This is a genomic window from Actinorhabdospora filicis, assembly GCF_030269765.1.
In the GTDB taxonomy this organism is placed as follows: domain Bacteria; phylum Actinomycetota; class Actinomycetes; order Mycobacteriales; family Micromonosporaceae; genus Actinorhabdospora; species Actinorhabdospora filicis.
The window spans coordinates 2,571,000-2,595,821 of the sequence record NZ_BSTX01000001.1; the positions used below are offsets into that span (position 1 = coordinate 2,571,000).

Sequence of the window (24,822 nt, forward strand, 5' to 3'; positions counted from 1 at the left end):
ACCCATGACCGACCGTTTCGAATCCGCGGCCGACCAGGCCATCCGCCAGGCCGAAGAGCGCGGGGAGTTCGCCAACCTCCCCGGCATGGGCAAGCCCCTGCCGGGCGCCGGACAGCACCTGTCCGAGGACTGGTGGGTGCGCGACCTGATCGCGCGCGAGGGGATCACCGGCGTCCTGCCCCCGGCGCTGGCCCTGAAGAAGGAGATCCAGGAGCTGCCGAAGGTCCTCGACCGGCTCACCCGCGAGTCCGAGGTCCGCGAGCACGTCGAGGAACTGAACACCCGCATCATGAAGGGACTGCGGGGACCCGTCGAAGGGCCCCCGGTCACCGTGATGCCGCTGAAGGTGGACGTCGTGGTCGCCGAGTGGCGCGAACGCCGCTAACGCTCATCGCGCACCGCCAGCAGCGTGATCGCCGTCCCGATCGCCAGCAACACCAGCCCGGCCGCACAGCCGGTCGCCAGCCCGCCCGCGAAGGCGTCCCGTCGCGACGCCCCCTCGGCGAGCCGGTCACCGGTGTGCGCGGCCGCCACCGTCACCGCGATCAGCAGTCCCGCCGAGGCCCCGAAGTAGGCCGCCGGTGAGGCCGTCCACAGCAGCGGCAGGCCGATCGCCAGCAGGAACACCGCCGGCAGGACGCCCAGATGCGCGTCGGCGCCGACCGTGGTCAGCAGCGCCAGCGCGGCACCGGTGAGCGTGATCCCGGCCAGGATCGGGACGCGCGGGCTCAGCGCCGACAGGCGCACCGCGAACGGGCGGACGCCCGGCGCGGCGGCCAGCACCGGGGCCAGCACCAGCAGCTCCTGCCAGGTCGCCAGCCGCGCCGACTCGGCCAGGTGACGGGCGGTCATGGTCAGCGCCACCGCCGCGGTCGCCCCGGCGATCACCGCGACGAAGGCCGTCGCCGACCAGCGGTTGCGCCGGTGCCAGCGCGCGCACCCGGCCACCGCCAGCACCAGCGCGGCGGCACCCGCGGTGACCTTCAGGCCCAGGAACGGGATCAGCGCCGGAGTCAGTACCGCCGCCAGCCAGGTCGCGGCGAAACCGGGCATCCGCATCGAGGCCCGCTCGCCGTGCCGCCCGTGGAGGGCGTGCGCGGCGAGGGACCGGAAGCGGTCGCGGGCGAAGGCGGCACGCGCCCCCCTCGCGGGCGTCCCGTGCGTCTCCAGCCAGGCCAGCTCCCAGCCGGTGCGCGCCTCGGTCTCCCCCGCCGGGACGGCCTCGCGCAGCAGCCGGGCCAGGTCCCGGTGCCGTTCACGCGGGTCGGCGGCGAAGGCCTCGGCGGTCGCGGCGAGCCCGGCGGCGTCCACCCCGAGCCGCGCCCAGATCGGTGCCAGGCGGGCGATGTAGTCGGCGATGGCCCGCGCGCGGTCGGCGCCCGCGATCGGGTCGGCGTCCAGCACCGGCCCGTATCCCCCCGCGACGGCGGCCAGTGCCCGCAGGTCCGTCGCGGCCGCCGCGGATGTGGTCGCGCTGTCGATGATCGTCACGGCACAAAGCCTGCGGTGACGGCGTTGTGGCGCGATCGCAACCGAATGATCAACGTGTGTCCGCCCGAAATCGCGGCCCCACGGGTGTGATTCATGCCGCACAATGGCGATCCAGCCGTCGCGACGAGAGGACCACGGATGACCGCCGCCTTCGATCCCGAAACCCTGGCCGTGCTGGCCCTCGACTGGCTGACCGCGCAGGCGAGGGAGGACGACGAGGGCGGAATCGCCTGGCCCGCATGGGCCAGCGCCGAGGAGGTCCACCACGACCTCTACAACGGCGGGGCGGGCATCATCCCGGCCTACGTCGCCGCCGCCGCGCACTTCGGCGAGGACCGCTACGCCGAGATCGCCCTGCGGGCCGCCCGGACCCTGGCCCGGGCCGACGAGGGCGAAAACCCCACGCTCTTCTTCGGCCACGCCGGAATCGCGGTGATCCTGGGGGACATCGCCGAACGCTACGGCGACGAGGGCTGCGCCAAGACCGCCGAGCGGATCATGGACCGCGTCCGCGAACGCTTCGACGGCCGCCGCTTCACCGAGCACTTCGAGCTGATGAGCGGCAACGCCGGATTCGCGCTGGCCGCCCTCGTCCTCGGGGACGCCGACTTCGCCGTCCGCGCCCTCCAGGCCTATGTGGACGAGGCCATCGTCACCGGCGACCGCGTGAACTGGCTGCGCCGCGACGACGCCGGAGAGATCGTCCACCACCACGCCCACGGCACCCTCGGCGTCGTCCACGCCCTCGCCGTGGTCGGCCACGCCACCGGCCGCGCCGACCTGGTGGACCTGGCCGCCCGGGGCGCCGCCGACGTCATCGCCCGCGACGAGCAGGCACCCGAGGGCTTCCTCGTGCCCCACTCCGACCCGCAGTTCCGGCCCGACGGGACGCCCCGCTACAGCTACGGCTGGTGCAACGGCACCGCCGGTGACGCCGACGCGCTCAACGCGCTCGCCCGGGCCACCGGTGATCCGAAGTGGACGGACCTGGTCTCGCGCTGCTGGTACACCGTCACGCGTTCGGGCCTGCCCCGTCGGGTGCGGCCCGGCTTCTGGGACAACAACGGGCGCTGCTGCGGCACCGCCGGTGTCCTCGCCTTCGCCGTCGACCGGCAGGCGGGCCACGGCGACGCCCTCGACTTCGCCGCCACCCTCCACGCCGACCTCGCCGACCGGGCCACCGTGGACGCCAGCGGCGCCCGCTGGTCCAACCACGCCTACCGCGACGAGCGCCCGGACCTGGAGCCCTGCACCGGCTGGGGCCAGGGCAACGCCGGGATCGTCCCGGAACTCCTGCGCTACGCCCGCCTCCTCGACGGCCGCGACCCGTCGGTGGCCTTCGCGCTGCCCGGCGTGGGTTAAGTCGGTACGCCGGTAGGCACCTAAGTAAGTCGACCGATTCGGGCCGCCCCGGTCTCTCCGTAAGTTCTTCTCATCAGGGAAAACACCCCGGATGAGAAACAGAACAAGGGAGAAACCGATGTACGCCACCCCCGCCGACTCCGCCGCCGTCACCGCCCTCTTCGACCGCCTGAACGCCGCCTGGGGCGCCGGGGACGCCGAGGCCTACGCCGACGCCTTCACCGAGGACGCCGACTACGTGACCTTCGTGGGCACGCACCTGCACGGCCGCAAGCAGATCGTGGACGCACACGCCGCGCTGTGGGAGAAGTTCCAGAAGAACACCCACCTGTACGGCAAGATCCGCCGGATGCGGTTCCTGACCCCGGACGTGGCGGTGATCGTGACCGAGGGCGCCGTCCTGAAGCCCGGCCAGGACGCCCCGAAGCGCTCGCAGCTGAAGGTGCAGACGCTCACCGCGGTCCGCAACGGCGGGCAGTGGCGCTTCGCGGCCTTCCAGAACACCAAGCACCGCCGCCTGATGGAGCGCTTCGCCGCCAAGCAGGACGCGCGCATCGCCCCCGAGGCGCTGTAGCCCCGAAGAGCTCCACCCCTACTACCCCGCGACGGGCCCGGCATCCGCCGGGCCCGCAAGCGCTTCACCGTCCCGTGGCGGTGACGGAGGCGGCCCGGGGCGCGCTGCCGCTACTGTCGAGGCACCACTCGACACTGGCGCCACAGGAGGACCCATGGCGGGCATCGACGACGTCAAGGCCGGCATCGCGCAGGCGGCCGACACCGCCGGGGAGGCGCAGGCCCTGATCCAGCAGGCGATCGACAAGGTCAACGAGGCGGTCGCGCAGCTGCGCGAGGCCACCTCCGGCTCGTCCAACCCGAAGGTCGACGAGAGCATCGGCCGTCTCGACCAGCAGGTGCAGTCCCTCAACGAGGCCCTCTCGCACGGCGCGGGCGCCATGGACGACGCCAAGGACTACGCCGACCTCATCTAGGGCGTGTGCGAGACGGAGTCCGCCGCGATGCGGCGGCTCCGTGTTCCTCGCGAACCGGTCTTCCGGCCCGGCCGGGAGAGCGATGCGGCGAGGGGCACCGGGTCAGCCCAGCCCGGCCGATCGCGCCCGCAACACCGCCTGGGCGCGGTCGGCGACCCGCAGTTTGGCCAGCACCGCCGAGACGTTGTTGCGCACCGTCTTCGGCGAGATCCCCAGCCGGGCGCCGATCTGGGCGTTGCCCAGGCCCGCCGCCAGCAGTTCCAGGACCTCCCGCTCGCGCGCGGTCAGCTCCGGGAACGGATCGGCGGCCGGGCTCGCCGCCAGCCGTCCGAAGTAGGCGGTGACGCGGGCGGCCAGCGCCGGTCCGAAGATGGTCTCCCCGGCGGCCACGGCGGTGATGGCGCGCAGGATCTGGGTCTGGTCGGCGCCCTTGACCAGGTAGCCGCGCGCCCCGGCGAGCATCGCGGCGAACACGTTGGCGTCGTCGTCGTACATGGTGAGCATGAGGATCCCGGTGCCCGGTTCGGCCGCCAAAATCCGCCGCGCGGCCTCCACACCGTCCACAGTGGGCATCGAGATGTCCAGGACCGCGACGTCGGGCCGCAGCTCGCGGGCCATGATGACCGCGTCCAGACCGTCGGCGGCGGTGCCCAGGACCTCCACCTCGCCGGTCGACTCCAGCATCAGCCGCAGCCCGTCGCGGTAGACGGGGTGGTCGTCGGCGATCAGGACGGTCGGTCTCACCTCGTCCCCTCCATGTCGTTCCTCCGGCGGGGTATGCGGGCCCGCACGGTGGTCCCGGACGCCCCGGACGCCACCGTCAGCTCGCCGCCCAGCTCGGCGGCGCGCTCACGCATCCCGATGAGCCCGACGCCGTAGCCGGTGCCGTCGGCGAGCCCGGCGCCGTCGTCGGCGACGTCCAGGGCCACGGTATCGCCGGTGACCTCCAGCCGCAGCACGCACTCCGAGGCGGCGGCGTGTCTGACCACATTGGACAGCGCCTCGCCCGCGATGCGGTAGACCGCCTCCTCGACGGCCGCCGGGAGGTCCCCGGTCTCCCCGGCCTCTACCGCCACGCGCAGGCGCGGCCCGTCGAAGGCCTCGGCCTGCCGCCGCAGCGCCGTGGCGAGCCCGTACTGGTCCAGCACCGGCGGGCGCAGGTCGTGGACGGCCCGCCGCAGGTCGGCCAGCGCGCCGGTGAGGTCGCCGCGCAGCTCATCGAGGATCCGCCCGGCCCGCGCGGGATCGCGGGCGGCGAGGTTGCGGGCGGCCTCGGCCTTGAGCCCGGCGGCGGCCAGCGCGGGCCCGAGCCCGTCGTGCAGGTCGCGGCGCAGGCGGCGGCGCTCCTCGGCGATGCCGGTGACCAGGCGCTCCCGCCCGGCCTGGAGCTCCTCGGTCAGCGCGGTGTTGCGGACGGCGGCCGCGGCCTGCCGGACGAGGTCGGCCAGCAGTCGCTGGTCGGCGTCGCCCAGGCGCGTGCCGGGCCGGGGCGCGATGAGCAGGCGTCCGATGTGGACGCCCCGGTAGGCGAAGGGCAGGTCGAGGGCGGAGTCGGCGGGCTCACCCCACGCGGCCGACTGCCCGCCGTCCACCTCGACCTTGACGTAGGAGGCCCGGAAGGACCGCCCGACCACCCGCGCGACCTCGCGCAGCAGCTCGCGCGGGTCGGTGGACTCCTCCAGCCGCACCGCCAGCGCCGCGATCAGGTCGTAGGGCTCGCCGCGACCGGTGAGGACCCGGTTGACGCCGCGCTGGACCCGCAGCCGCAACGGTCCATAGAGGACGGCCACCACACCGGCGCCCGCCACCGCGGCCACCGGATCGTCCAGGAACGCGCCCACCGAGACGAACACGGTGATGTCGACGCCGACGACCAGGACGGTGAGCAGCCCGTAGAGGAGGGTGCGGCCCAGCAGGATGTCGACGTCGTAGAGGCGGTAGCGGGAGACGGCGATGAGCACCGCCACGGCCACCACCGCCATGCTCGCCAGGTAGCTCACCAGGCCGTAGACCAGGCCCGGCGGGGCGATCCGGTCGCCGAGGATGAGCGCGAACAGGACGCACCCGGCCAGCAGCATCCACCGCAGCTGCGCGCGCTTCTCGGCGTCGGCACCGAAGAAGCGGCGCACGAAGGTGGCCAGCACGAACCCGTACACCGAGACGAAGATGAGCGGGAATCCCTTGGTGGACACCCAGTACGCGTCGGGCAGCGGCAGCGCGAACGGGTCGGGCCGCAGCGCCTCCGGTACCGCCCCGCCCGGGTCCAGCAGCCGCCACGGGACGGTGAACAGCACGCCGACCACGTAGACCGCCGCGACCAGCGCCAGCCCCGCCGGCCACCGCCACCGGCGGCCGGGCAGCCTGCCGTCGGGGAAGTAGAGCAGCAGCGCCAGCTGCGACAGGTTGATGACCGGCCCGATCCGGCCGCCCGCCCAGATCGCCGCCGAGGTCAGCGGCAGGTGCCCGCCGTGCCCGGCCAGCGACAGCGTCGCGTACGCGCTGCCCACCCCGACCGCGTAGGCGCTGAGACCGGTCGCCATCAGCAGCCACGTCATCGGGTGGCGCGGCAGCCGCGTGGCCAGGATCGCCGCCGCCGCGACGTAGGGCAGGCCCGCGCCCAGGTCCTGCCAGGCCGGGGCCGACAGGGCCTCGCTGCCGACGCCGCCGGGATGCCCGGTGTCCACCCAGATCACGAAGGCGGTGGCGGGCAGGCACAGCAGCGCCAGGGTGTAGGCGAGGCGTCTGAGCGGGCGATCGTGCGGCACCACGACAGCGTGCCACCGCGGGTGTCCCGCCGCGCCGGGCGAACGTCCCGGGCCACCCGGGACACCCGCCCGCTTCCGGCGCGCCCGCGGCTCTGCCGGCCCGGGACGTCCGGAAGGGACGGTGTGCCGGTGGCCGACCTGCGGCCGCGCGCCCACGAGGGGGAACACATGACCGCACCGCTCACCGCCACCAGACCCGGCGCGATCCGCGTCGCCGGGGCGGCGGCCCTGCTCGGCACGCTCGCCTGGTCGCTCGGGCAGCTCGACCGGAACAACGTGACCATCGACGACGGCCAGTCCGCCTGGGACCTGGGCACCGGCGGCGTCTTCATGCTCACGGTCATCGGCCTGCACTGGGCCGTCCTGGCGACCCGCGCCACCGGCCCCCGCAAGGGCCGGATCATCCCGATCGGCCTGATGGGGACGGCGTTCCTGGCCGCGATCGTGAACGTGGCCTCCATGCCCTACCCGACCTACGGCGACCTGCCGGGCTGGCTCATGGTCATCGACCCCGCCTGGCCGCTGACCATGCTGGGGATGGCGGTGGAGGGGATCGCCATCGCCCGCGTGGGGAAGTGGACCGGGCCGCTGCGGTGGCTGCCGCTGGCCGCCGGTGTGTGGCTGCCGGTGCTGATCGGGCTCAAGTTCGGCGTGGGGGACGGCGTCGCGCTCACCTACCTCTCCGCCCTCTGGCTGCTGGGCACCTACGGATTCATCGGCGCCCTGCTCCTCACCCGCCCCAAGGCCGCCATCGGATGGTGACGGGTTGGCCGATTCCGGCCCCAAAGACCGTTTCGGCGACGACCATGGAGTCATGAGCCAGGAGCCGACCCGGCCGGGTGGGCCGGAGCCGGACCCGTGGCGTCCGCCCGGGCCGTTCCCACCTGATCCGCAGCGACCCGCCGAACCCGTCGAACCGCCGCGGTCGGCCGAACCCGTACCGACACCCGTACCGCCGGATTCACCGGCGCCCATGCCGGATGTGCCGCCGCCTCCCTCCGGGGAGGCGGGGCCTCCGGGCCCCACGACGACGACCGCGATACAGCTCGGGCACCCCGGAGGGGTGCCCGGTTCGCCATCCGGGCCGCCCCGGCAGAAGGGCGTCCTGATCGCCGTCTCGGTGTTCGTCGCGGTCGGGATCCTGTGCCTGCTGTTCGGGCTGATCGGGCTCATCCGCGCCGCCGGCGAGAAGCCCGCCGAGGACGGCTCCGGCGTCCAGCCGACGCCCGACACGCCCACCGCCCCCGCCTCGCCGCCCGCGTTCGCCGCGCCACCGCCGGGCGTGGCCGCGTCCGGGATCGGCGAGGCGATCCCCGGCGACGGGACCTACCTGGTCGGCGCCGACGTCGAGGCCGGGCGGTACCGGACGACGGTCCCGGCCACCGCGATCCTCTGCTACTGGGAGCGGCTGTCCAACACCACCGGCGAGCTCGACGACATCATCGCCAACGGCAACGCCAAACCCGGCACCCAGGCGGTCATCACCATCGAGCCCGATGACGTGGCCTTCCGCAGCGAGGGCTGCGGACTCTGGCGGCGAACGTGAAGGGCGGCCCGCGGGCCGCCCTCTGACTACTGCTTCCAGCCCCCGTACGGGACCGTGATCATCTCCATGTAGTGCCCATCGGGATCCTCGAAATAGACCCCGCGGCCGCCGTCATTGGTGTTGATCTCGCCCGGCGTGGACTTGCGCGGATCGCCCCAGTAGGGCACCCGCCATTCCTTCAGCAGCGCGAACCCGGCGTCGAAGACGTCATCGGTGACCAGGAAGGCGTAGTGCTGCGGATGGACTTCCTCACCCGGTGGCACCGCGGCGAAGTCGAGCCCGACGCCGTTATCGGTGTTCACCTGGATGAACGGCCCCCACTCCGCGCCGATCTCCAGGCCGAGAACGTCGGCCCAGAACTGGGCGGAGATGCGGTGGTTCGTCGTGGCGACGATGGTGTGATTGAGCTGCACTGAACTTTTGCGGGGTTCAGACACGTGCGGTGGTACTCCTAGAAGTCGTGACGAAGCCGACCCCGGACCGGTACAAGAAGGTCGACGGGAGCAACGCCACCGCCTTCGAAGCTAACCGATCTTGACGGCCGCGCGCAACCTCACGCGTCCCGCAGCGCCTTCAGGGCGGTGTCGGCGTGCGCGTTCATGTTGGTCTCGCTGGAGATGACCTCGATGAGCCGCCGGTCCTTGCCGATCACGAAGGTGACCCGCTTCGTGCTCAGCGGCCCCAGCGCGAGCTTGCGCCGCACGCCCATGGCCCGCGCGACGTCCCCGTCCACATCGGACAGCAGCGGGTAGTCGAAGTCGTGCTTGGCGGCGAACTCGGCCTGCTTGTCGACGGTGTCCTTGCTGATCCCGACGCGCTGCGCGCCGACCTCGGCGAACTCGGCGGCCAGGTCCCGGAAGTGGCAGGACTCGGCGGTGCATCCCCGCGTCATGGCGGCGGGATAGAAGAACAGGACCACCGGCCCGTCCTCCAACAGCGCCGACAGCCGCCGGGGAGTGCCGGTCTGGTCGGGTAGTTCGAAGTCCTCGACGAGGTCACCGGGCTGCATGGCGGCTCCTTCCGGGTCGGACTTGAGGGTAGCGGTTCGCGCGGCGGCGGGGGCGGGGACCTGTCCGGCCCATCGCGCCGGGCCGCCCGGCTTGGCAGACTGGCGCCATGCGGAAACTGGGCCTGGCCACGGTCCTCGCCCTCGCGCTGGCGGCGGTGGCGGTACCGGCCGCCGCCGAGGCGCCCGGCGTGTGGTCGAGCGCGTGGGCGCGGGCGATGCAGGCGCCCACCGCGAGCGCCGCCGCCTCGCCGGACTGGTCGCTGGCGGGCTTCGCCGGGGAGAGCGTGCGGCAGGTCCTGCGCCTCACCGCCGGCGGGACGAAGATGCGCGTCACGCTCTCCAACCGCTACGGCACCCGCCCGCTGGTGGTCTCGGGGGCGAGCGTCGCGCTGGCGGGCGCCGGGGGCGGCATCGCGCCGGGCACGTCCTGGCCGCTCACCTTCGGCGGGCGCGCCGCGACGGTGATCGCGCCCGGTGAGGAGCTGCGCTCCGACGCCGCCCGGCTGGACGCCGCCGCGCTCACCCGGATCAGCGTCACGCTCTGGTTCGCCGGGACGACCGGACCGGCGACCTTCCACCGCACCGCCGCCGAGCGGGCCTACCGCGCCCCCGGCGACCACCGCCACGACACCAGCGGCGCGGCCTTCACCACGCCGGTCCTCTCGTCCTACTACCTCACCGCAGTCGAGGTCGCCGGGCCGCGCGAGGACGCCGTGGTCGCCTTCGGCGACTCCATCACCGACGGCCTCGGCTCCACCGTCGGCGGCGACGACCGTTACCCCGACCAGCTCACCGCACGCCTCGGCTCGGCCGTGCTCAACTGCGGCATCACCGGCAACCGGCTGCTGACCGGCACCGAGCGCTACGGGGAGTCGGCGCTGGCCCGGTTCGCGCGGGACGTGCTGGCGCGGCCGGGCGTCCGGACGGTCGTGGTGCTCATCGGGGTCAACGACATCGGCGAGTCCGGCGGGGACCCGGCGATCGCGGGCCGGATCGTGGAGGGGCTGCGGACCCTGGTCGTGGCCGCCAAGACGCGCGGGCTGCGGATCGTGGGTGCGACACTGACGCCGTTCAAGGGGTCCTATTACGACAGTCCGGCCAACGAGGCGGCCCGGGACGCCGTCAACGCGTGGATCCGCTCGCCCGGGTCCTTCGACGCGGTGGTCGACTTCGACGCCGCGCTGGCCGATCCGGCCGAGCCGGACCGGATGCGCGCGGAGTTCAGCGCGGGCTCCGACGGGCTGCACCCCAACCCGGCGGGCTTCGCGGCGATGGCGGCGGCCTTCGACCCGGCGGCGCTGTAACGCCAAAGGGCGGCCCGAAGGCCGCCCGATCGAGTGTCCACAGAGGTCAGTCGGCGATCCACTCACCGTGACTCAGTCGGCGATCCACTCCCCATGACTCAGTCGTTGATCCACGTCCCGTGGAAACCCATCGGAACCCGGCGCGGCAGGTGCACCGCCGCCACCGTCTCCAGGCTCGCCGCGTCCAGGACCAGCAGGTCCGAGCCGCTGCCCTCGCGGTCGGTGACGATCGACAGCAGCCAGCCGTCATCCTCGGCGGTGGCACCCGGGCGGGGGACGAACTCCGCCTCGCCGGGCACGACGCCCAGGTCGCGGACGCTCGCTGCGCCCTCGGCGTCGTACTTCACGATCTCCCCGCCGGTGACGGCGTAGAGGTAGCGGGTGGGACGGCCGGTGCGGCCCTCGTCGATGGACGGGAACTCCACGTCCCGGTCGTCCAGGTCGGTCTCGGTGACCGTGCCGGTGGCGGGGTCGACGGTCCAGCGGTGCAGCACCGAACCGTGATGGCGGGCGGAGTTGGGCACGGCGCCCACGTAGCCCCAGATCCCGGCGAAGGACTCGCGGGTGTAGCGCACCGCCTCCAGCGTCACCCGGCCCAGCTCGTCCTCGAAGGCGTTCCCGACGTGGAAGACGTAGCCGGGCTCGACGTCGAACCAGCGCAGGCCGGTCCCGTCGTGGCGCATGAGGCCGATGCGGGCGCCGTAGGCGTCCGACCAGGAGAACGGCAGGGCCTTGCCGACCTTCTCCATGTCGAAGACCACCGGCAGGTCCAGCCAGACCACGTGGTTGGCGGTGATGGCGAAGTCGTGCATCATCGTCGCCCCGGGACCCTCCACGGTGGACGTGTGGATCAGCTCGCCGGAGGCCGAGATCCGGTGGTAGGTCAGGAACGGCGGGCGGAAGGCGTAGCCGAACAGGTGCAGCTCGCCGGTGACCGGGTCCTCCTTGGGGTGGGCGGTCATCGCGGTGGTCAGCCGCCCACCGAAGTCCACCGGCCCGACGGTGTCCAGCTCGGGGGTGAGCTCGTAGGGGTGGCTGGACTCCACCAGGGCCAGGATGCGCCCGGCGTGGCGGATGACGGAGGTGTTGGCGGTGGACACGTCCAGGTCGACGCGGCCGGTCTCGGGGTCGACGTAGCGTCCGCGCTTGGTCTCCACCCAGCGGTTGCGGTACCACTCGGCGCGGCCGTCGCGCAGCCGCACGCCGTGGACCATGCCCGCGCCGGCGAACCAGTGCCCGGGGTCGGCGCCCGGCAGCGGGTTGGGGCCGTTGCGGAAGTAGCGGCCGTTCAGTTCGGCGGGGAGGGTGCCGGTGACCTTCAGGTCCACCGCGCCGATCTCGTCGGCGACGGGAGCGCGCAGGCCGGTCAGGTATCCGGGAGCGGTGGTCGTCATCTTCGTGCCCTTCTTCGCGTCGTGGGGGTGGTGGACTACTCGGCGGCGGCCATGGCGGCCTGCACGGCGGCGCGGCGCTTGTCCAGCACGCCCCGGTAGTAGCCGGTGAACCAGGCGGGGACGCCGAACCCGGCGACCTTGATGGCGATCAGCCAGACGGTGGCCCCGGGGGCGTAGGCGTTCAGGACGGCGAGCGCGATGGCGGTCAGGGTGAAGCCGATCGCCCACGCGCCGGTGAAGACGTAGGCGGCGCGGATGAAGTAGGGGTTGGTGTGCAGCTCCGGTTCGACCATGCCCTTGGCGATGCCGAGGGTGAAGGGCCGCTTCACCAGCATCGAGCCCCAGGCGGTGGCGGCGAGCCAGGCGATCGAGATGGCGGTGCTGTACGAGCCGAGCGGGGTGGGGTCCCAGAGGGTGGCCGCGGCCAGGCCCACCAGGAAGATCCCGGAGCTGATCTCGACGATCAGCGCGTCCCACTTGTGGCCCTTGCGGAGGTCGTAGCCGATGAAGACGACCGAGAGGAGCGCGCCGACGATGGCGCCCCAGCGGGGCTCGCCGTTGGTGGTGATGGCGGCGAAGGCGATCCAGGGGAGGAAGGTGCGGACGTAACGCAGCATCGGGGTGGCTCCTTCGGAAGGCCTCGCGGCCGACATTCCTGTGTTGACATGTCGAAGATAGAACCTCCACCGACGACATGTCAACACAGGAAGGTAAGATTTCTCCATGAGCCTTCGACACGCCGTCCTCGGTCTGCTCGCCAACGGCCCCGCCAGCGGCTACGACCTGCTGAAATCCTTCGAACTCTCGCTGTCGAACGTCTGGTCGGCCACCCAGAGCCAGCTGTACGGAGAACTCGGCAAGCTGGACGCGGCCGGGCTCATCGTCGTCGCCTCCGAGGGCCCGCGCGGCCGCAAGGAGTACGCGATCACCGACGAGGGACGCGCCGAACTGCGCCACTGGCTGCTGGAGGTCGAGCCCACCCGCGTCCGCCGCAGCGACATGCTCCTGCGCGTCTTCTTCCTCAACCAGGTCACCCCGGCCGAGGCCGAGGGCTATCTCGACGGCCAGGAGAAGCACGCCCAGGCCTACCACGATCACCTGCTGGCCCTGGAAGGCCAGATCCCGTGGGACGACACCGCACTGTCGGTCTACGGGCGCATCGCCATGGAGTGGGGCATCCGCTTCAGCCGCGCGTCCATTGAATGGTCCGCCTGGGCCAAGGAGCGCTTGCGCGACGCGGCCCTGCCGGAAGGGGAGTGGGCGAAGGAGCGACTGCGTGAGGCCGGACTGGAGGAGAAGAGCTAGTCCTCGCCCTGCCGGTACCGGCGGAACCACAGCCACAGCCCGGTGCCCACGATCAGCACCAGCCCGGCCAGGGCCAGGAAGAACGGCCAGCCCTCACCCGGGCCGGGAAACGCGAGAACCTGCATGCGACCCCCCGGGGACGTGGGCGTTATGAGCAGATCGTGCCAGTTGCGACCGGCGGATGTGCGGCAATCCGCCTTAAAGGGAGGGGCCGCGACACGGCCCCTCCCGAACCCCTCAGGACAGCTCGCGCGCCCGCCCGATCAGCCCCGCCAGCCGGACCACCTCGCCGTCATCGGTGGCCTTCGCCAGCGCCGCGGCCTCCTCCTCCAGCGCGGGCAGCCACTCGCGCGTCTCCTCGTCCCCCCGCAGCACCCGCGCGAAGGACCCGGCCAGCAGGTCCACCCGAGCCCGCAGCGTCGCCGCGCCCCACTCGCCGTCCAGGTCACCGGTCGCGATGGACGCCGCGACCTCCTGCGCCGCCCCGCCCGAAGGCGAGTTCCACCGCACGGTCGCCGTCGCCACCGGCCCCGAGGCCTCCGGCCGCAGCACGACCTCGTAGAGCGCGGTGACCGTGTGGCCCGGGCCGAGCTCACCGCCGTCGGCGGCGTCGTCGCGGAAGTCGTCGTCGGCCAGGGCCCGGTTCTCGAAGCCGATCAGCCGGTAGGACTTGACGGTGGCCTCGTCGAAGGCGACCTGCGCCTTGGCGTCGCGCGCGGCCACCAGCAGCGTCTGGGTGAGGCGCTCGGCGAACAGCCGGCGCGCCTTCTCCTGCTCGGCGACGTAGACGGCGAAGCCGTCGCCCTTGTCGGCGAGCTGCTCCATGAGCGCGTCGCCGTACTCGCTGCCGACGCCCACGCACAGCAGCGCGATGCCCTTGCCCGCCTGCTCCTTCGTCTGTTCGAGGATGTCGGCGCTCTCGGTGGAGCCGGTGTTGGCCAGCCCGTCGGAGAGCAGGATGACGCGGTTGGCCGCGCCCTCGCGGAAGCCCTCGCGGGCGACCTCGTAGCCGGTGACCAGGCCGTCCTCCAGGTTGGTGGACCCGTCGATCTCCAGCTCGTCGATGGCGTCGTGCAGCTTGCCGCGGGAGCTCACCGGCGTCATCTCGCGCAGCACGTCGGCCCTGGTGCTGTAGGAGACCAGGCCGACGGAGTCGTCCGGGCCGAGCCGGTCGACGAGGTAGTGCAGCGCGTCCTTGACCAGGTCCAGGCGGCCGGGTTCGGCCATGGAGCCGGAGGTGTCGACGACGAAGGTCAGCGCGACGGGCGCACGGTCACCGGCGGGCTTGTCGCGGGTGGCGACGCCGACCCGCAGGATCCGGGCGTCCTTCGCGGCGCCGTACCAGGACGGGGCGCGCGAGCCGTCGGCGGTGACGGCCACGCCCTCGCCGGTGGGGCGCGGGTAGTCCTGCCGGAACGCGTTCACGAACTCCTCGGGCCGGATGGTGGCCCGGTCGGGCAGCGCGCCGCCGTCGAGGGTGCGGGCGGCGAAGTCGTAGGAGGCGGTGTCGACGTCCAGCGCGAAGGTGGACAGCGCGTCGTCCTTTGTGGACTCCGGCGCGGTGGCGGGGCGACCGGAGTCGGCGCCTCCGCCCGGTCCCGAGCAGGCGGCGAGGAACAGGACGGAGAGAGCGGCGGCGTATCGGATTCTCATGGGGCACTCCTCTCGATGGGCCGTTCGAGAGGTGCGACTCACCCGGCCGCGCGCCCGTTCCCGCCGTCGCCGAACCGCCGCGCGTCCGAGACCTGGCCGCCCGAACCGTGATGATGGGTGACCGTGCCGTGATCCTGCGGTTACTTCGCCGCCTTCAGCAGCGCGACCAGCTTCTCGACCGCCTCGTCCTTCGTCGCCGCCGCGAGGCCCTCGCCCTCCTCGGTCATCGGCGGCAACCACACGTCGCCGGGCGCGTCGCCGCCCAGGACCAGCGCGAGGGACGCCGCCAGCAGGTCGACGCGCAGGGGCGCCGGGGCTTGGGCCCAGTCGCGGTCCAGGTCCTCGGTCTTGAGGTTGGCCACCGCCTCCTCGGTCCCGCCGTCCACACTCGACAGCCAGCGGGCGTAGACCTTGCCGACCGGGCCGGACGCGCCGTCCTTGAGGGTGACCTCGTACAGCGCGGTCACCGAGTGGCCCGGCGGCAGCTCGCCGCCGTCGGCGGAGTCGTCGCGGAAGTCGTCGGCCTCGGCCAGGCGCGGCTCGAAGCCGATCGCCCGGAACGAGGTCACCGTCGACTTGTCGAAGGTGACCCGGACCTTGGTGTCGCGGCCCTGCACCGCCAGGCTCGTCGGCAGCCGCTCGGCGAAGACCCGCTCGGCCTCCTTCGCGTCGGCGTCCTTGACGTAGAGGGTGAAGCCGCCGCCGGCGTCGGCCATGCTCTCCAGCAGCGGATCGGAGTCCACGCCGATGCCCACACCCACCAGGGAGATGCCGCCGGCGGCCTCCTCGGCGATCGTCTTCATCATCGGGGACGCGTCGGTCACGCCGGTGGCCGACAGGTCGTCGCTGATCAGCACCAGCCGGTTGGTGGCGTCGTCGGTGTAGCCACTGCGGGCCTCGACGTAGCCGGTGGCCAGGCCCTTCTCCAGATCGGTCTCCTCGCCGGACTTCAGCTTGTCGACCGCCGCGTGCAGCAGCTCCCGGCCGTTCTTCACCGGCGTCATCGAGCGCAGGGCCTTGGCGCGCTTGTCGAAGGCGACCACGGCCATCGAGTCGCCGTCCTTGAGCTGGTCGATCAGGCCGTGCAGCGCCGTTTTCACCGCGTCGAGCTTGCCGCCGTCGCCCATCGAGGTCGACACGTCGACGACGAAGGTCAGCGAGGCGGCCGTCCGCCCGCCCTTCGGCAGGTCCCTGGTGCGCAGGCCGACGCGCACGATGCGGGTCTGCGGCGAGGCCGGGTACCAGGCGGGCGGCTTGGCGCCGTCGGCGGTGACGCTCACGCCGTCGCCCTCGGGCTCGGGATAGTCCTGGGCGAAGGCGTTCACGAACTCCTGCGGGCGCGGCTTGCCCTTGGGCTTGTCGCCCTTGAGCAGCGCGGTCGCGGCGGCGTCGAAGGACTCGGTGCCGACGTCCAGCGCGAACACCGATCCGTCCTCATTGGACTGGACGCCGCCGTCGCCCTCGTCGTCGCCACCGCACGCGGTCAGCGCCAGCGCGAGGGCGGCGGTCAGCGCGAGCGCGCGGATGCGGGTCCACCGGGCCATCGTTCCCCCTTCGTCCCTTAGGGACGATAGCGGGAGCCCGCCGCCCTCGATGTCGGTGACCTGCGGTTTCGCCGCGAAGGGAACGATGCTGTGCCCGTTAGGGCAGGTGCCGGTCGATGATCGCCTTGGCGTCCATGGCGGTGGCGCCGTAGGAGTGGCCGCGCCCGGCCTCCAGCCGCGAGGCGCAGAACGCGTCCAGGACCTCATCGGTGGAATGGCGCGCCAGCAGCGATCCCTGGAGCGCCAGCGCGAGGTTCTCGGTGAGCAGCCGGGCGTCCTCGGGCGCCACACCCTCGGCGAGCTGCCGCTTCAGCCGCCGGACGTGCGCGTCCAGCGAGGGGTGGGCGCCCGTGACCAGCTCGTCCAGGAACGCCTGCCCCGACTCCGGCGAGGTGGCCAGGGCGCGCAGGACGTCGAGGGAGATCACGTTGCCCGAGCCCTCCCAGACCGACATGAGCGGCTGCTCCCGGTAGCGGCGGGCGAGCGGGGCCTCCTCGACGTACCCGTTGCCGCCCAGGCATTCCAGCGCCTCGGCGGCGTGTGCCGGGCCGCGCTTGCAGACCCAGTACTTGGCCACCGGCGCGGCCAGCCGGCGAAACGCGGTGTCGGCCGGATCGTCGTGGGCGGCGGCCAGGCGCATCGCGGTGACCAGCGCGGCCTCGTACTCCACGCACAGGTCGGCCAGCACCCGCGCCATCAGCGGCTGGTCGCGCAGGTGCGCGCCGAAGGCGGAGCGGTGGGTGGCGTGCCACACTGCCTCCACAGTGGACTGCCGCATGCCCGCCGTGGTGGCCAGCACGCAGTCCAGCCGCGTGTGGCTCACCATCTCGATGATGGTGCGCACGCCCCGGCCCTCCTCGCCGACCAGGTGGGCGAAGGCGCGGTCGTACTCGACCTCCGAGGAGGCGTTGGACCGGTTGCCCAGCTTGTCCTTCAAGCGCATCAGCCGCATGGAGTTGCGGGTGCCGTCCGGCAGCACGCGCGGCAGCAGGAAGCACGACAGCCCGCCGGGCGCCTGCGCCAGCACCAGGAACGCGTCCGACATCGGCGCCGAGCAGAACCACTTGTGCCCGGTGAGGGCGTAACCGCCGTCCACCCTCTCCGCCCGGGTGGTGTTGGCGCGCACGTCGGAGCCGCCCTGCTTCTCGGTCATCGCCATGCCCAGCACGAGCCCCTGCTTCAGCTGCGGCGCCCGCAGGCCGAAGTCGTAGGCGGTGGAGGTGATCAGCGGCTCCCACTCGGCGGCCAGCTCCGGGTTCTGCCGCAGCGTCGGGATCGACGAGTACGTCATCGACACCGGGCACCCGTGGCCCGCCTCGACCTGCGCGACCAGCATGAACATCGCCGCCCGCGCCGCGTGCCCGCGCGGCGTCGTCCACGGCATCGAGTGCAGCCCGGCGCCGATGGACAGCGACATGAACGCGTGCCAGTCGGGATGGAAGTCGACCTCGTCCACGCGATGCCCGTAGCGGTCGTGGGTGCGCAGGACCGGCTCGCACCGGTTGGCCCGCTCGGCCCGCTCCATCCACAGTGCATCGCCCACAGTGGACGCCAGTTCCCCGGCCCGTTCCCGCGCCCAGCCCGCGCCCGACCAGTTCATGGCCTGCGACAAGGGCAGATTGTCGGCGAGCAGGTTCCGGTCGGCGTACGGCGGCGGCTGGTTGAACACCTCGTGGGTCATGCCCCTTGAGGCTACTCGTGAGTAAGGCTCGGCGGAAGCTAACCGATCGCCATGTCCACGAACCGCGACAGGTGGAGCTGCGCGGCCACCGTGATGGTGTCGGTGGGGCCGTTACGGTGCTTGGCGACGATGAAGTCGGCCTCGCCCGCGCGGGGGGATTCCTTGTCGTAGTAGTCCTCGCGGTGGAGGAGGATCACGACGTCCGCGTCCTGTTCGAGCGATCCGGATTCGCGCAGGTCCGACAGCTGCGGCCGCTTGTCCGTCCGCTGCTCGGGACCTCGGTTCAGCTGGGCGACGGCGACCACCGGGCACTCCAGCTCCTTGGCGAGCAGCTTCAGGCCACGCGACATCTCCGAGACCTCCTGCTGGCGGCTCTCGGTCTTCTTCGGCGAGCTCATCAGCTGGAGGTAGTCGACGATGATGAGCTTGAGGTCCTGGCGCTGTTTGAGGCGGCGGGCCTTGGCGCGGATCTCCATGAGGTTCATCGACGGGCTGTCGTCGACGTAGAGGGGCGCCTCGGAGATCTCGCCCATGCGGCGGGCGAGTTTCGTCCAGTCGTCGTCGGAGAGGTCGCCGGAGCGCAGGACGTGGAGGGGGACGCGGGTCTCGGCCGACAGGAGGCGCATGACGATCTCGACCTTGCTCATCTCCAGGCTGAAGATGGCGGAGGCGATGTTGTGGTGCAGGGAGGCCGAGCGCATGAAGTCCATCGCGGCGGTGGACTTGCCGGCGCCGGGTCGTCCGGCGACGATGACGAGCTGGCCGGGGTGGAGGCCGTTGATCAGGCGGTCGAGGTCGGTGAAGCCGGTGGGGACGCCGGCCATGGTGCCGCGTGAGCCGATGGCCTCGATCTCGTCGAGGGTGGGCTGGAGCAGCTCGGCGAGTACCGAGTAGTCCTCGGTGACGCGGCGCTCGGTGACGTCGTAGACGGCCTGCTGGGCGAGGTCGACGAGGTCGTCGATGTCGCGGCCCTGTCCGGCGGCGGTGCCGTAGCCGAGCTGGACGATGCGGGTGCCGGCTTCGATGAGGCGGCGCAGTGTGGCGCGCTCGGAGACGATGCGGGCGTAGTAGGAGGCGTTGGCCGCGGTGGGGACCGAGGAGATCAGCGTGTGCAGGTAGGGCGCGCCGCCGATCTTGCCGATCTCGCCGGAGTTGGTGAGGGCGGCGGCGACGGTGACGGGGTCGGCGGGGTCGCCGCGGCCGTACATGTCGAGGATGACGTCGTAGATGAGGGCGTGGGCGGGGCGGTAGAAGTCGCCGGTGGTGAGGATCTCGACGACGTCGGAGACGGCGTCCTTGGACAGCAGCATGCCGCCCAGGACGCATTGCTCGGCCGCGATGTCCTGCGGTGGGGTGCGCTCGTAGGCGCCGCCGCCGTATTCGTCGGGGGGCGGTCCTTCGACGGTGCGCATGTCGTCGCTGATGGCCACGCGCCCGCTCCTTTCCCCGGCCCCGGGGTTCACTCTATTGCCAGATCGGCTGCCCGCCGACAGGACGGGGTATGCACTGTACGAGGCCTTGGGCGAGGGCTCAAATCGGACAGTGGACAACCCTGTGGATAACGTGTGGATAAGTCGGTGGATCATGTGGACGGGGCTGTGGACAACCTGTGGACAGAGGTGTGGGGGGCTGTGAATTGCGTCCCTGAGCTGGGGTGACGATGTGCACATCCTGTGGACGAAGGAAAGTTCAGGGTTGGCACACCCGGGCGTGTCGGTCGCCGGTCCGCGGGGGCTGTGGATAACGGGTCCCCGTAGGCTCTAGCTGTGCGAATCCTCCTCCTGGGCACCGGTGGGCGCGAGCACGCCCTGGCCCTGGCCCTGACCGCCGACCCGTCCGTCACCGAGCTCGTCTGCGCCCCGGGCAACCCGGGGATGGCGGCCGTGGCGCGTTGCGTTCCGGTCGATCTCACCGACAATGACGCCGTGGCCGCCCTGGCGGTGGAGCTGGGCGTGGACTTGGTCGTGGTGGGCCCGGAGGCGCCGTTGGTGAACGGGGTCGCCGACGCCGTGCGCGCCAAGGGGCTCGCGGTGTTCGGGCCGTCGAAGGCGGCGGCGCTGCTGGAGGGCTCGAAGGCCTTCGCGAAGGACGTGATGACGGCGGCGGGCGTGCCGACGTCCCGCTCGTTCAACTGCGTGACGCCGGAGGAGGCCGCGGCCGCGCTGGACGCGTTCGGGCCGCCCTACGTGGTCAAGGACGACGGTCTGGCGGCCGGCAAGGGCGTGGTCGTGACGAACGACCGGGACGAGGCGCTGGCGCACGCCGCCGCGTGCGAGCGGGTGGTGATCGAGGAGTACCTGGACGGTCCCGAGGTCAGCCTGTTCGTGGTCTCCGACGGTGAGACGGCGGTGCCGCTGCTGCCCGCGCAGGACTTCAAGCGCGTCGGCGACGGCGACGAGGGCCCCAACACCGGCGGGATGGGCGCGTACACACCGCTGCCGTGGGCGCCGGAGGGTCTCGTCGGGGAGATCATGGCGAAGGTCGCCGAGCCGACCCTGGCCGAGATGCGCAAGCGCGGCACGCCGTTCACGGGCGTCCTGTACTGCGGGCTGGCCCTGACGAAGACCGGCATCCGGGTCATCGAGTTCAACTGCCGCTTCGGCGACCCGGAGATCCAGGCGGTCCTGACGCTGCTGGAGACGCCGTTCGGGCAGCTGGTGCGCGCGGCGGCGACCGGTCGGCTGGACGAGGTCGAGCTCACCTGGCGCGACGGGAACGCCGTGGGCGTGGTCATCGCCGCCGAGAACTACCCGGACACGCCGGTCACCGGCCGCGTGATCGAGGGCGCCGACGGGGTGGACGGCGTCCTGCACGCCGGGACCTCGCGTGACGCCGAGGGGCGCCTGATCTCCAGCGGCGGGCGCGTCCTGTGCTGCACGGCCTCGGGCGCGGATCTGGCCGAGGCGCGTGAGAAGGCCTACGCGCTGGTGGACGGGGTCCGGCTGGCGGGCTCGCAGCACCGCACCGATATCGCGCTCAACGCGCTGAACGGCACCGTGCGCGTTTCCTGACTTCCGTGATAAAGAGAACCCGTCGCGGTGGTGGCCGCGGCGGGTTCTCTTTCTTTTGGTCAATTGCGCGGGGCAGCGCGAGTTCGTCACCCCGCCATTCTTGTCACTACTCGGTGTCGCGCTTTATCGGCTCGGCCGGATCAGTCGTGATACCAGTCGACGCAGTACGAGGCGACATATCCCCATGCCCCGTTCCAGTAGACCTTGATCCACTGGTCGAAGGTGACGCCGCAGGCGGTGTAGGTGCCGCCCTTGGTGCCGGTGCACACCGCGTCGGCGGTGTTGCCCTTCTGCATCTGCCCGATGGAGGTGGCCGAAGCCGAGGCCGTGCGGCGCACGTTCAGGCCCGCGACCTTGGATTTGACCTCGCATCCGGCGGCCACGGTGGCGTCGTCGTGTCCCTTGCTGACCGACGGAGCGCCCGATGGCGTCAGGTCGCCGGTCGACGCCTGCGCCGCCAGCGGCGAGGCGATGAGGGCGAGGACGCCGAGCACGAGGACGACCAGAGAGCGTGTTGCGAATTTACTCATGTGCATTCTCCCCGCGAAGCGCGGGAACGCGCACTGTTTAACGAACAGTGCCCATGCAACGACCGTATCGGACGCCCGCCCATCGGTCCGGATGGATGATTCGACATCCGGCCGCGTTTCCCCTGCGCTTCAAGAATCGATGAGTCTCGATTACCGTGTCACGATTACGGGATCGTGTCAACCGATGGTCAGTCTTTACGGCCGGTTACCGCCACCGTGACACCGAGCCCGATCATCGCCAGTCCGCCCGCTCCGCCGACCAGCGCCATGCGCCGTTCGGAACGCCCGAACCATTCGCGCGCGCCGGCCGCGATGAGTCCCCAGGTGCTGTCCATGACGAGGGCGAGCGCGCAGAAGACGCTGCCGAGCAGCAGCAGTTGCAGCGGGACGGCCCCGGCTTCGCGGGAGGCGAACTGGGGCAGCACGGCGGCGAAGAAGACGGCGGTCTTGGGGTTGGTGATGCCGACGGCGAAGCCGTCCCACAGGACGCGGTGGGTGGGCTTGTCCTGGGTGCCCCAGGCGAGTTCGCGGCGCTTGCGCCAGGCGGTGACGCCGAGGTAGACGAGGTAGGCGGCGCCGGCGTACTTGAGGACGGCGAAGACGATGGCGGACTTGGCGACGATCGCGCCCACGCCGAAGGCCACCGCGACGGCCAGGAGGTAGGCGCCGACGGTGTTGCCGAGGACGCTCAGCAGCGCGGTGCGGCGGCCGTGGGCGAGGGCGCGTCCGATGACGAAGAGGACGCTGGGGCCGGGGATGGCGATGAGCACGGCCGACATCGCCAGGAAGGCGAGGAGGCTGGTGGCGGTTGGCATGTCCGTCCTCTCAGGAGGGTGGGGATCTCAGGGGATTCCACCACTGACAACCGGCGCCGGGCCAGTTCATTCCGCGTTGAAGCCGGCCAGGAGTTCGCGCAGGAGGTCGCCGAGCTTCTCCGGTTCGGAGACCTTGGCCAGGACCTTGGCCTGTTCGGCGAGTCCGGCGCCGACGGCGGCGTGGACGGTCTCGAAGCCCTTGGGGGTGAGGGTGACCAGCTGGCCGCGGCGGTCGTTGGGATCGGGGGCGCGGCTGACGAAGCCGCCTTTCTCCAGGCGGTCGAGGCGGGCGGTCATGCCGCCGCTGCTGAGCATCATCGAGGCGATGAGGTGCTTGGGGGAGAGGGTGTAGGGCTCTCCGGCGCGGCGGAGGGTGGCCAGGACGTCGAAGCCGCCGCGGTCGATGCCGAAGGTGGCGTAGACGTCTTCGATGCGGTCGCCCATGAGCTTGGCGGAGCGGTAGACGCGCCCGAAGACGGCCATGGCGATGAGCGGTTCGAGGTCGGGCCGCTCGTCGGCCCACTGGGCGGTGACGCGGTCGAGGAAGTCCGGTTCTGTAGTCACGGTCACAGCATATCTCGACGGCAAGTATCTTGCCAACGAGATATCTTGCCGGTAAGTTTCTCGCTGACGAGATAACCGGACAGGAGCCCACCCCATGCGCCCCACACATCGCTTCATCGCCGCGACCACGGTCGACGCCCTCGGCAACGGGCTGTACGTGCCCTTCTCCCTCCTCTTCTTCCACAACCTCACCGGCCTGTCGCTGCTGTCGGTGGGCGCGGGGATGACCGCCGCGGGCTTCATCGCGCTGCTGCTGACGCCGGTCGCGGGGATGCTGATCGACAAGATCGGGGCGCGCAAGATCCTGCAGGCCGGTTTCGTCCTGCGGCTGGCGGCCTTCGCGGCCTTCCCGTTCATCACCGGCTTCACGATGTTCCTGGTGGTCTCCATCGCGGTGGCGATCGGACAGCAGTCGGCGGCCCCGGCGCAGACGGCGCTGGTGGCGGAGATGACCGGCGGCGACGGCCGCGACAAGCTCCTGGCCCTCAACCGCAGCATCGTCAACGGCTCGATGGGCGCCGCCGGGATCCTCGCGGGCCTGCTGATGGCCTTCAGCGGCGACACCGCCTACGTGGTGATGGCGGTGGCCAACGCGGTGAGCTTCGGGCTGGCGGCGGTCCTGATCCACGGGCTGGGCGGCGTCCGGCCGGTCACCGGCGCGCGGCAGAAGGCGGGCTTCAAGGTCGTCCTGAAGGACCGCCCCTACCTCGGGATCACCGGCGCCAACCTGCTGATCGCGCTGTCCTACGTGGCGATGGCGGCGGGAATGCCGGTCTACCTGACCCGCGACCTGGGCGTCCCGCAGGCGATGTCGGGCATGGTCTTCGCGATCAACACCGCGATGGTGGCGCTCCTGGGCGTCCCGGTGGCGCGGCTGGTGCTGCGGGCCCGCCGGACCCGGGCGGCGGCGCTGGGCGCGGCGATCTTCGCCGGATCCTTCGTCCTGTTCGCCGCGCTCCAGCTCCTGCACACCGGCGTGGTCGCCGGGGTCCTCGTCGCCGCGGTCGTCTACACCGGCGCCGAGCTGATCCACTCGGCCCCCGCGCAGGGCATCTCGGTCCAGACCCCTCCCGACCACCTGCGCGGCCGCTACCTGGCCACCTACCAGCTCTCCTGGTCGATCGCCCGGGCCGTGGCGCCGCTGCTGATCACCTTCCTGCTGGGCCTGGGCTCCTGGCAGCTGTGGGCGGGCCTGGGCGCGGCGGCCCTGCTGGGCGCGCTGCTCCTGCTGAAACTGGAGCGGATCCTGCCGCGCGAGGCGGTCCACCCGGTCAAGTACGTGACCGCGGCCTAGGGTCCGGCGGAAGAGGGACGGTCCGGGGTGGGCCGTCCCTCTTCTATGTCCACTCGACCTCGTAGGCCGGTCCCTCGGGCGTGTAGTTCACCGCCCGGTGGATCGAGCGGAACCTCCCCCGCCGGACCAGGGCGTCCGGCGGGGGTTCGCGCATCGGCTCCAGCAGCCGCTCCAGCTCGGCGGCGCGCGGATCGTCCCCGTGCCCCTCGAACCAGGCCAGGAACCGCTCCCACGCCTCCCGTTCCAGCGCCAGCGCCTCCGCGCCGATCGGCCACAGCCGGTACTCGTCATTGCCCCGGTCGTCGTTCTCATAAAGCCAGCGGGACCGGAAGTAATGCGGGACGCCGTCGAGGTCGGCGACGCCCTCGCGCGGCCCGTCCCACCACGTGATCTCGATGTGGACGCGTTGATAGGTCATGTCGTGGCGAGCTCCTCCGGGCGGGGCAGGCGGCGCAGATGCCTGTCGAGGACGAACACGGCGGACAGCGTCCGGCCGGTCCACAGGATCCGGAAGTCCCCGCTCCCGGCTAACGAGATCGCGTTCCCCGTGGTCATGCCGACGATC

Annotated in this window: 27 protein-coding genes; 10 read left to right on the top strand and 17 right to left on the bottom strand. The window is 72.0% G+C overall.

Features of this window, described 5'->3' with window-relative positions; translation table 11 throughout:
* Nucleotides 1-4 precede the first annotated feature (4 nt).
* Nucleotides 5-385, top strand: coding sequence for a DnaJ family domain-containing protein (locus QSK10_RS12090; protein WP_285662750.1), 381 nt, complete (start codon nucleotides 5-7; stop codon nucleotides 383-385).
* Here the strand turns inward: QSK10_RS12090 and QSK10_RS12095 are convergent.
* Entirely contained in the window at nucleotides 382-1,491 is a 1,110-nt protein-coding gene (locus QSK10_RS12095) for an MFS transporter (protein WP_285662751.1), read from the bottom strand. The genes QSK10_RS12090 and QSK10_RS12095 overlap by 4 nt on opposite strands.
* A gap of 138 nt (nucleotides 1,492-1,629) precedes the next feature.
* On the opposite strand from QSK10_RS12095, the gene QSK10_RS12100 reads away from it, so the two are divergent.
* From QSK10_RS12100 to QSK10_RS12110, 3 genes are all read left to right on the top strand, one after another.
* Nucleotides 1,630-2,853, top strand: a complete 1,224-nt coding sequence (locus QSK10_RS12100; RefSeq protein WP_285662752.1) for a lanthionine synthetase LanC family protein — start codon at nucleotides 1,630-1,632, stop codon at nucleotides 2,851-2,853.
* Between the two features lie 118 nt (nucleotides 2,854-2,971).
* Nucleotides 2,972-3,427, top strand: coding sequence for an SgcJ/EcaC family oxidoreductase (locus tag QSK10_RS12105; RefSeq protein ID WP_285662753.1), 456 nt, complete (start codon nucleotides 2,972-2,974; stop codon nucleotides 3,425-3,427).
* 154 nt (nucleotides 3,428-3,581) lie between these two features.
* A complete protein-coding gene (locus QSK10_RS12110) occupies nucleotides 3,582-3,842 on the top strand; it encodes a BRO1 domain-containing protein (RefSeq protein WP_285662754.1) in 261 nt (86 codons plus the stop codon).
* Between the two features lie 102 nt (nucleotides 3,843-3,944).
* Here the strand turns inward: QSK10_RS12110 and QSK10_RS12115 are convergent, their stop codons facing one another.
* Nucleotides 3,945-4,586: a response regulator gene (locus QSK10_RS12115; protein ID WP_285662755.1), complete on the bottom strand. Its 642-nt coding sequence runs from the start codon at nucleotides 4,584-4,586 to the stop codon at nucleotides 3,945-3,947.
* Nucleotides 4,583-6,607, bottom strand: a complete 2,025-nt coding sequence (locus QSK10_RS12120; RefSeq protein WP_285662756.1) for a sensor histidine kinase — start codon at nucleotides 6,605-6,607, stop codon at nucleotides 4,583-4,585. The genes QSK10_RS12115 and QSK10_RS12120 overlap by 4 nt, the downstream gene beginning before the upstream one ends.
* Nucleotides 6,608-6,775: 168 nt before the next feature.
* Here QSK10_RS12120 and QSK10_RS12125 point away from each other — a divergent pair, with 168 nt between their 5' ends.
* Nucleotides 6,776-7,369 carry a hypothetical protein gene (locus QSK10_RS12125; RefSeq protein ID WP_285662757.1) on the top strand — a complete coding sequence of 198 codons (594 nt, stop codon included), beginning with the start codon at nucleotides 6,776-6,778 and terminating at the stop codon, nucleotides 7,367-7,369.
* A gap of 301 nt (nucleotides 7,370-7,670) precedes the next feature.
* Nucleotides 7,671-8,153 carry an Rv1352/Rv1906c domain-containing protein gene (locus QSK10_RS12130; protein ID WP_285662758.1) on the top strand — a complete coding sequence of 161 codons (483 nt, stop codon included), beginning with the start codon at nucleotides 7,671-7,673 and terminating at the stop codon, nucleotides 8,151-8,153.
* 26 nt (nucleotides 8,154-8,179) lie between these two features.
* On the opposite strand, the gene QSK10_RS12135 is transcribed toward QSK10_RS12130, so the two are convergent.
* Both QSK10_RS12135 and QSK10_RS12140 read right to left on the bottom strand, forming a co-directional pair.
* On the bottom strand, nucleotides 8,180-8,566 hold the full coding sequence (locus QSK10_RS12135; RefSeq protein WP_285662759.1) for a VOC family protein: 387 nt from the start codon (nucleotides 8,564-8,566) through the stop codon (nucleotides 8,180-8,182).
* A 140-nt stretch (nucleotides 8,567-8,706) separates the two neighbouring features.
* Complete coding sequence (locus QSK10_RS12140) at nucleotides 8,707-9,162, bottom strand: peroxiredoxin (RefSeq protein ID WP_285662760.1); 456 nt, start codon at nucleotides 9,160-9,162, stop codon at nucleotides 8,707-8,709.
* A 107-nt stretch (nucleotides 9,163-9,269) separates the two neighbouring features.
* On the opposite strand from QSK10_RS12140, the gene QSK10_RS12145 reads away from it, so the two are divergent.
* Nucleotides 9,270-10,466: an SGNH/GDSL hydrolase family protein gene (locus QSK10_RS12145; protein WP_285662761.1), complete on the top strand. Its 1,197-nt coding sequence runs from the start codon at nucleotides 9,270-9,272 to the stop codon at nucleotides 10,464-10,466.
* A 98-nt stretch (nucleotides 10,467-10,564) separates the two neighbouring features.
* Here the strand turns inward: QSK10_RS12145 and QSK10_RS12150 are convergent, their stop codons facing one another.
* Both QSK10_RS12150 and QSK10_RS12155 read right to left on the bottom strand, forming a co-directional pair.
* On the bottom strand, nucleotides 10,565-11,860 hold the full coding sequence (locus QSK10_RS12150) for a carotenoid oxygenase family protein (protein ID WP_285662762.1): 1,296 nt from the start codon (nucleotides 11,858-11,860) through the stop codon (nucleotides 10,565-10,567).
* A gap of 35 nt (nucleotides 11,861-11,895) precedes the next feature.
* Nucleotides 11,896-12,477 (bottom strand): hypothetical protein, encoded by a 582-nt coding sequence (locus QSK10_RS12155; RefSeq protein ID WP_285662763.1) that lies wholly within the window; start codon nucleotides 12,475-12,477, stop codon nucleotides 11,896-11,898.
* 106 nt (nucleotides 12,478-12,583) lie between these two features.
* Here QSK10_RS12155 and QSK10_RS12160 point away from each other — a divergent pair, with 106 nt between their 5' ends.
* On the top strand, nucleotides 12,584-13,165 hold the full coding sequence (locus QSK10_RS12160) for a PadR family transcriptional regulator (RefSeq protein WP_285662764.1): 582 nt from the start codon (nucleotides 12,584-12,586) through the stop codon (nucleotides 13,163-13,165).
* On the opposite strand, the gene QSK10_RS12165 is transcribed toward QSK10_RS12160, so the two are convergent.
* The 5 genes from QSK10_RS12165 to dnaB all read right to left on the bottom strand — a co-directional run bounded on the left by QSK10_RS12165 (nucleotide 13,162) and on the right by dnaB (nucleotide 19,455).
* Nucleotides 13,162-13,290 carry an LPXTG cell wall anchor domain-containing protein gene (locus tag QSK10_RS12165; protein ID WP_285662765.1) on the bottom strand — a complete coding sequence of 43 codons (129 nt, stop codon included), beginning with the start codon at nucleotides 13,288-13,290 and terminating at the stop codon, nucleotides 13,162-13,164. The two genes, QSK10_RS12160 and QSK10_RS12165, sit on opposite strands and share 4 nt — an antisense overlap.
* A gap of 112 nt (nucleotides 13,291-13,402) precedes the next feature.
* Nucleotides 13,403-14,818, bottom strand: a complete 1,416-nt coding sequence (locus QSK10_RS12170; RefSeq protein WP_285662766.1) for a vWA domain-containing protein — start codon at nucleotides 14,816-14,818, stop codon at nucleotides 13,403-13,405.
* 140 nt (nucleotides 14,819-14,958) lie between these two features.
* Nucleotides 14,959-16,362: a vWA domain-containing protein gene (locus QSK10_RS12175; protein ID WP_285662767.1), complete on the bottom strand. Its 1,404-nt coding sequence runs from the start codon at nucleotides 16,360-16,362 to the stop codon at nucleotides 14,959-14,961.
* A 97-nt stretch (nucleotides 16,363-16,459) separates the two neighbouring features.
* Entirely contained in the window at nucleotides 16,460-18,043 is a 1,584-nt protein-coding gene (locus QSK10_RS12180; protein ID WP_285662768.1) for an acyl-CoA dehydrogenase family protein, read from the bottom strand.
* A 38-nt stretch (nucleotides 18,044-18,081) separates the two neighbouring features.
* Nucleotides 18,082-19,455: a replicative DNA helicase gene (gene dnaB, locus QSK10_RS12185; protein WP_285662964.1), complete on the bottom strand. Its 1,374-nt coding sequence runs from the start codon at nucleotides 19,453-19,455 to the stop codon at nucleotides 18,082-18,084.
* A gap of 354 nt (nucleotides 19,456-19,809) precedes the next feature.
* Here dnaB and purD point away from each other — a divergent pair, with 354 nt between their 5' ends.
* The gene (gene purD, locus QSK10_RS12190) at nucleotides 19,810-21,054 is read left to right on the top strand and encodes a phosphoribosylamine--glycine ligase (RefSeq protein ID WP_285662769.1); all 1,245 of its coding nucleotides are present in this window, start codon (nucleotides 19,810-19,812) and stop codon (nucleotides 21,052-21,054) included.
* 140 nt (nucleotides 21,055-21,194) lie between these two features.
* Here the strand turns inward: purD and QSK10_RS12195 are convergent, their stop codons facing one another.
* The 3 genes from QSK10_RS12195 to QSK10_RS12205 all read right to left on the bottom strand — a co-directional run bounded on the left by QSK10_RS12195 (nucleotide 21,195) and on the right by QSK10_RS12205 (nucleotide 22,963).
* Nucleotides 21,195-21,584, bottom strand: coding sequence for an SH3 domain-containing protein (locus tag QSK10_RS12195; RefSeq protein WP_285662770.1), 390 nt, complete (start codon nucleotides 21,582-21,584; stop codon nucleotides 21,195-21,197).
* Between the two features lie 188 nt (nucleotides 21,585-21,772).
* Nucleotides 21,773-22,399, bottom strand: coding sequence for a LysE family translocator (locus QSK10_RS12200; RefSeq protein ID WP_285662771.1), 627 nt, complete (start codon nucleotides 22,397-22,399; stop codon nucleotides 21,773-21,775).
* Between the two features lie 66 nt (nucleotides 22,400-22,465).
* A complete protein-coding gene (locus tag QSK10_RS12205) occupies nucleotides 22,466-22,963 on the bottom strand; it encodes a MarR family winged helix-turn-helix transcriptional regulator (RefSeq protein WP_285662772.1) in 498 nt (165 codons plus the stop codon).
* Nucleotides 22,964-23,057: 94 nt separating this feature from the next.
* Here QSK10_RS12205 and QSK10_RS12210 point away from each other — a divergent pair, with 94 nt between their 5' ends.
* Nucleotides 23,058-24,257 carry an MFS transporter gene (locus tag QSK10_RS12210; RefSeq protein WP_285662773.1) on the top strand — a complete coding sequence of 400 codons (1,200 nt, stop codon included), beginning with the start codon at nucleotides 23,058-23,060 and terminating at the stop codon, nucleotides 24,255-24,257.
* 43 nt (nucleotides 24,258-24,300) lie between these two features.
* Here the strand turns inward: QSK10_RS12210 and QSK10_RS12215 are convergent, their stop codons facing one another.
* Together QSK10_RS12215 and QSK10_RS12220 are read right to left on the bottom strand one after the other, a co-directional pair.
* On the bottom strand, nucleotides 24,301-24,675 hold the full coding sequence (locus QSK10_RS12215; protein ID WP_285662774.1) for a hypothetical protein: 375 nt from the start codon (nucleotides 24,673-24,675) through the stop codon (nucleotides 24,301-24,303).
* On the bottom strand, nucleotides 24,672-24,812 hold the full coding sequence (locus QSK10_RS12220; RefSeq protein ID WP_285662775.1) for a hypothetical protein: 141 nt from the start codon (nucleotides 24,810-24,812) through the stop codon (nucleotides 24,672-24,674). Before QSK10_RS12220 ends, QSK10_RS12215 begins: the two co-directional genes overlap by 4 nt.
* Between the last annotated feature and the right edge of the window lie 10 nt (nucleotides 24,813-24,822).

What these genes read in the sequence shown, in the direction of transcription:
- QSK10_RS12090 (WP_285662750.1), top strand. Translation starts at nt 5, where the DNA reads ATGACCGACCGTTTCGAATCCGCGGCCGACCAGGCCATCCGCCAGGCC.
- QSK10_RS12100 (WP_285662752.1), top strand. Translation starts at nt 1,630, where the DNA reads ATGACCGCCGCCTTCGATCCCGAAACCCTGGCCGTGCTGGCCCTCGAC.
- QSK10_RS12105 (WP_285662753.1), top strand. Translation starts at nt 2,972, where the DNA reads ATGTACGCCACCCCCGCCGACTCCGCCGCCGTCACCGCCCTCTTCGAC.
- QSK10_RS12110 (WP_285662754.1), top strand. Translation starts at nt 3,582, where the DNA reads ATGGCGGGCATCGACGACGTCAAGGCCGGCATCGCGCAGGCGGCCGAC.
- QSK10_RS12125 (WP_285662757.1), top strand. Translation starts at nt 6,776, where the DNA reads ATGACCGCACCGCTCACCGCCACCAGACCCGGCGCGATCCGCGTCGCC.
- QSK10_RS12140 (WP_285662760.1), bottom strand. Translation starts at nt 9,162, where the DNA reads ATGCAGCCCGGTGACCTCGTCGAGGACTTCGAACTACCCGACCAGACC.
- QSK10_RS12145 (WP_285662761.1), top strand. Translation starts at nt 9,270, where the DNA reads ATGCGGAAACTGGGCCTGGCCACGGTCCTCGCCCTCGCGCTGGCGGCG.
- QSK10_RS12150 (WP_285662762.1), bottom strand. Translation starts at nt 11,860, where the DNA reads ATGACGACCACCGCTCCCGGATACCTGACCGGCCTGCGCGCTCCCGTC.
- QSK10_RS12155 (WP_285662763.1), bottom strand. Translation starts at nt 12,477, where the DNA reads ATGCTGCGTTACGTCCGCACCTTCCTCCCCTGGATCGCCTTCGCCGCC.
- QSK10_RS12160 (WP_285662764.1), top strand. Translation starts at nt 12,584, where the DNA reads ATGAGCCTTCGACACGCCGTCCTCGGTCTGCTCGCCAACGGCCCCGCC.
- QSK10_RS12165 (WP_285662765.1), bottom strand. Translation starts at nt 13,290, where the DNA reads ATGCAGGTTCTCGCGTTTCCCGGCCCGGGTGAGGGCTGGCCGTTCTTC.
- QSK10_RS12170 (WP_285662766.1), bottom strand. Translation starts at nt 14,818, where the DNA reads ATGAGAATCCGATACGCCGCCGCTCTCTCCGTCCTGTTCCTCGCCGCC.
- QSK10_RS12175 (WP_285662767.1), bottom strand. Translation starts at nt 16,362, where the DNA reads ATGGCCCGGTGGACCCGCATCCGCGCGCTCGCGCTGACCGCCGCCCTC.
- QSK10_RS12180 (WP_285662768.1), bottom strand. Translation starts at nt 18,043, where the DNA reads ATGACCCACGAGGTGTTCAACCAGCCGCCGCCGTACGCCGACCGGAAC.
- dnaB (WP_285662964.1), bottom strand. Translation starts at nt 19,455, where the DNA reads ATGCGCACCGTCGAAGGACCGCCCCCCGACGAATACGGCGGCGGCGCC.
- QSK10_RS12195 (WP_285662770.1), bottom strand. Translation starts at nt 21,584, where the DNA reads ATGAGTAAATTCGCAACACGCTCTCTGGTCGTCCTCGTGCTCGGCGTC.
- QSK10_RS12200 (WP_285662771.1), bottom strand. Translation starts at nt 22,399, where the DNA reads ATGCCAACCGCCACCAGCCTCCTCGCCTTCCTGGCGATGTCGGCCGTG.
- QSK10_RS12210 (WP_285662773.1), top strand. Translation starts at nt 23,058, where the DNA reads ATGCGCCCCACACATCGCTTCATCGCCGCGACCACGGTCGACGCCCTC.
- QSK10_RS12215 (WP_285662774.1), bottom strand. Translation starts at nt 24,675, where the DNA reads ATGACCTATCAACGCGTCCACATCGAGATCACGTGGTGGGACGGGCCG.
- QSK10_RS12220 (WP_285662775.1), bottom strand. Translation starts at nt 24,812, where the DNA reads ATGACCACGGGGAACGCGATCTCGTTAGCCGGGAGCGGGGACTTCCGG.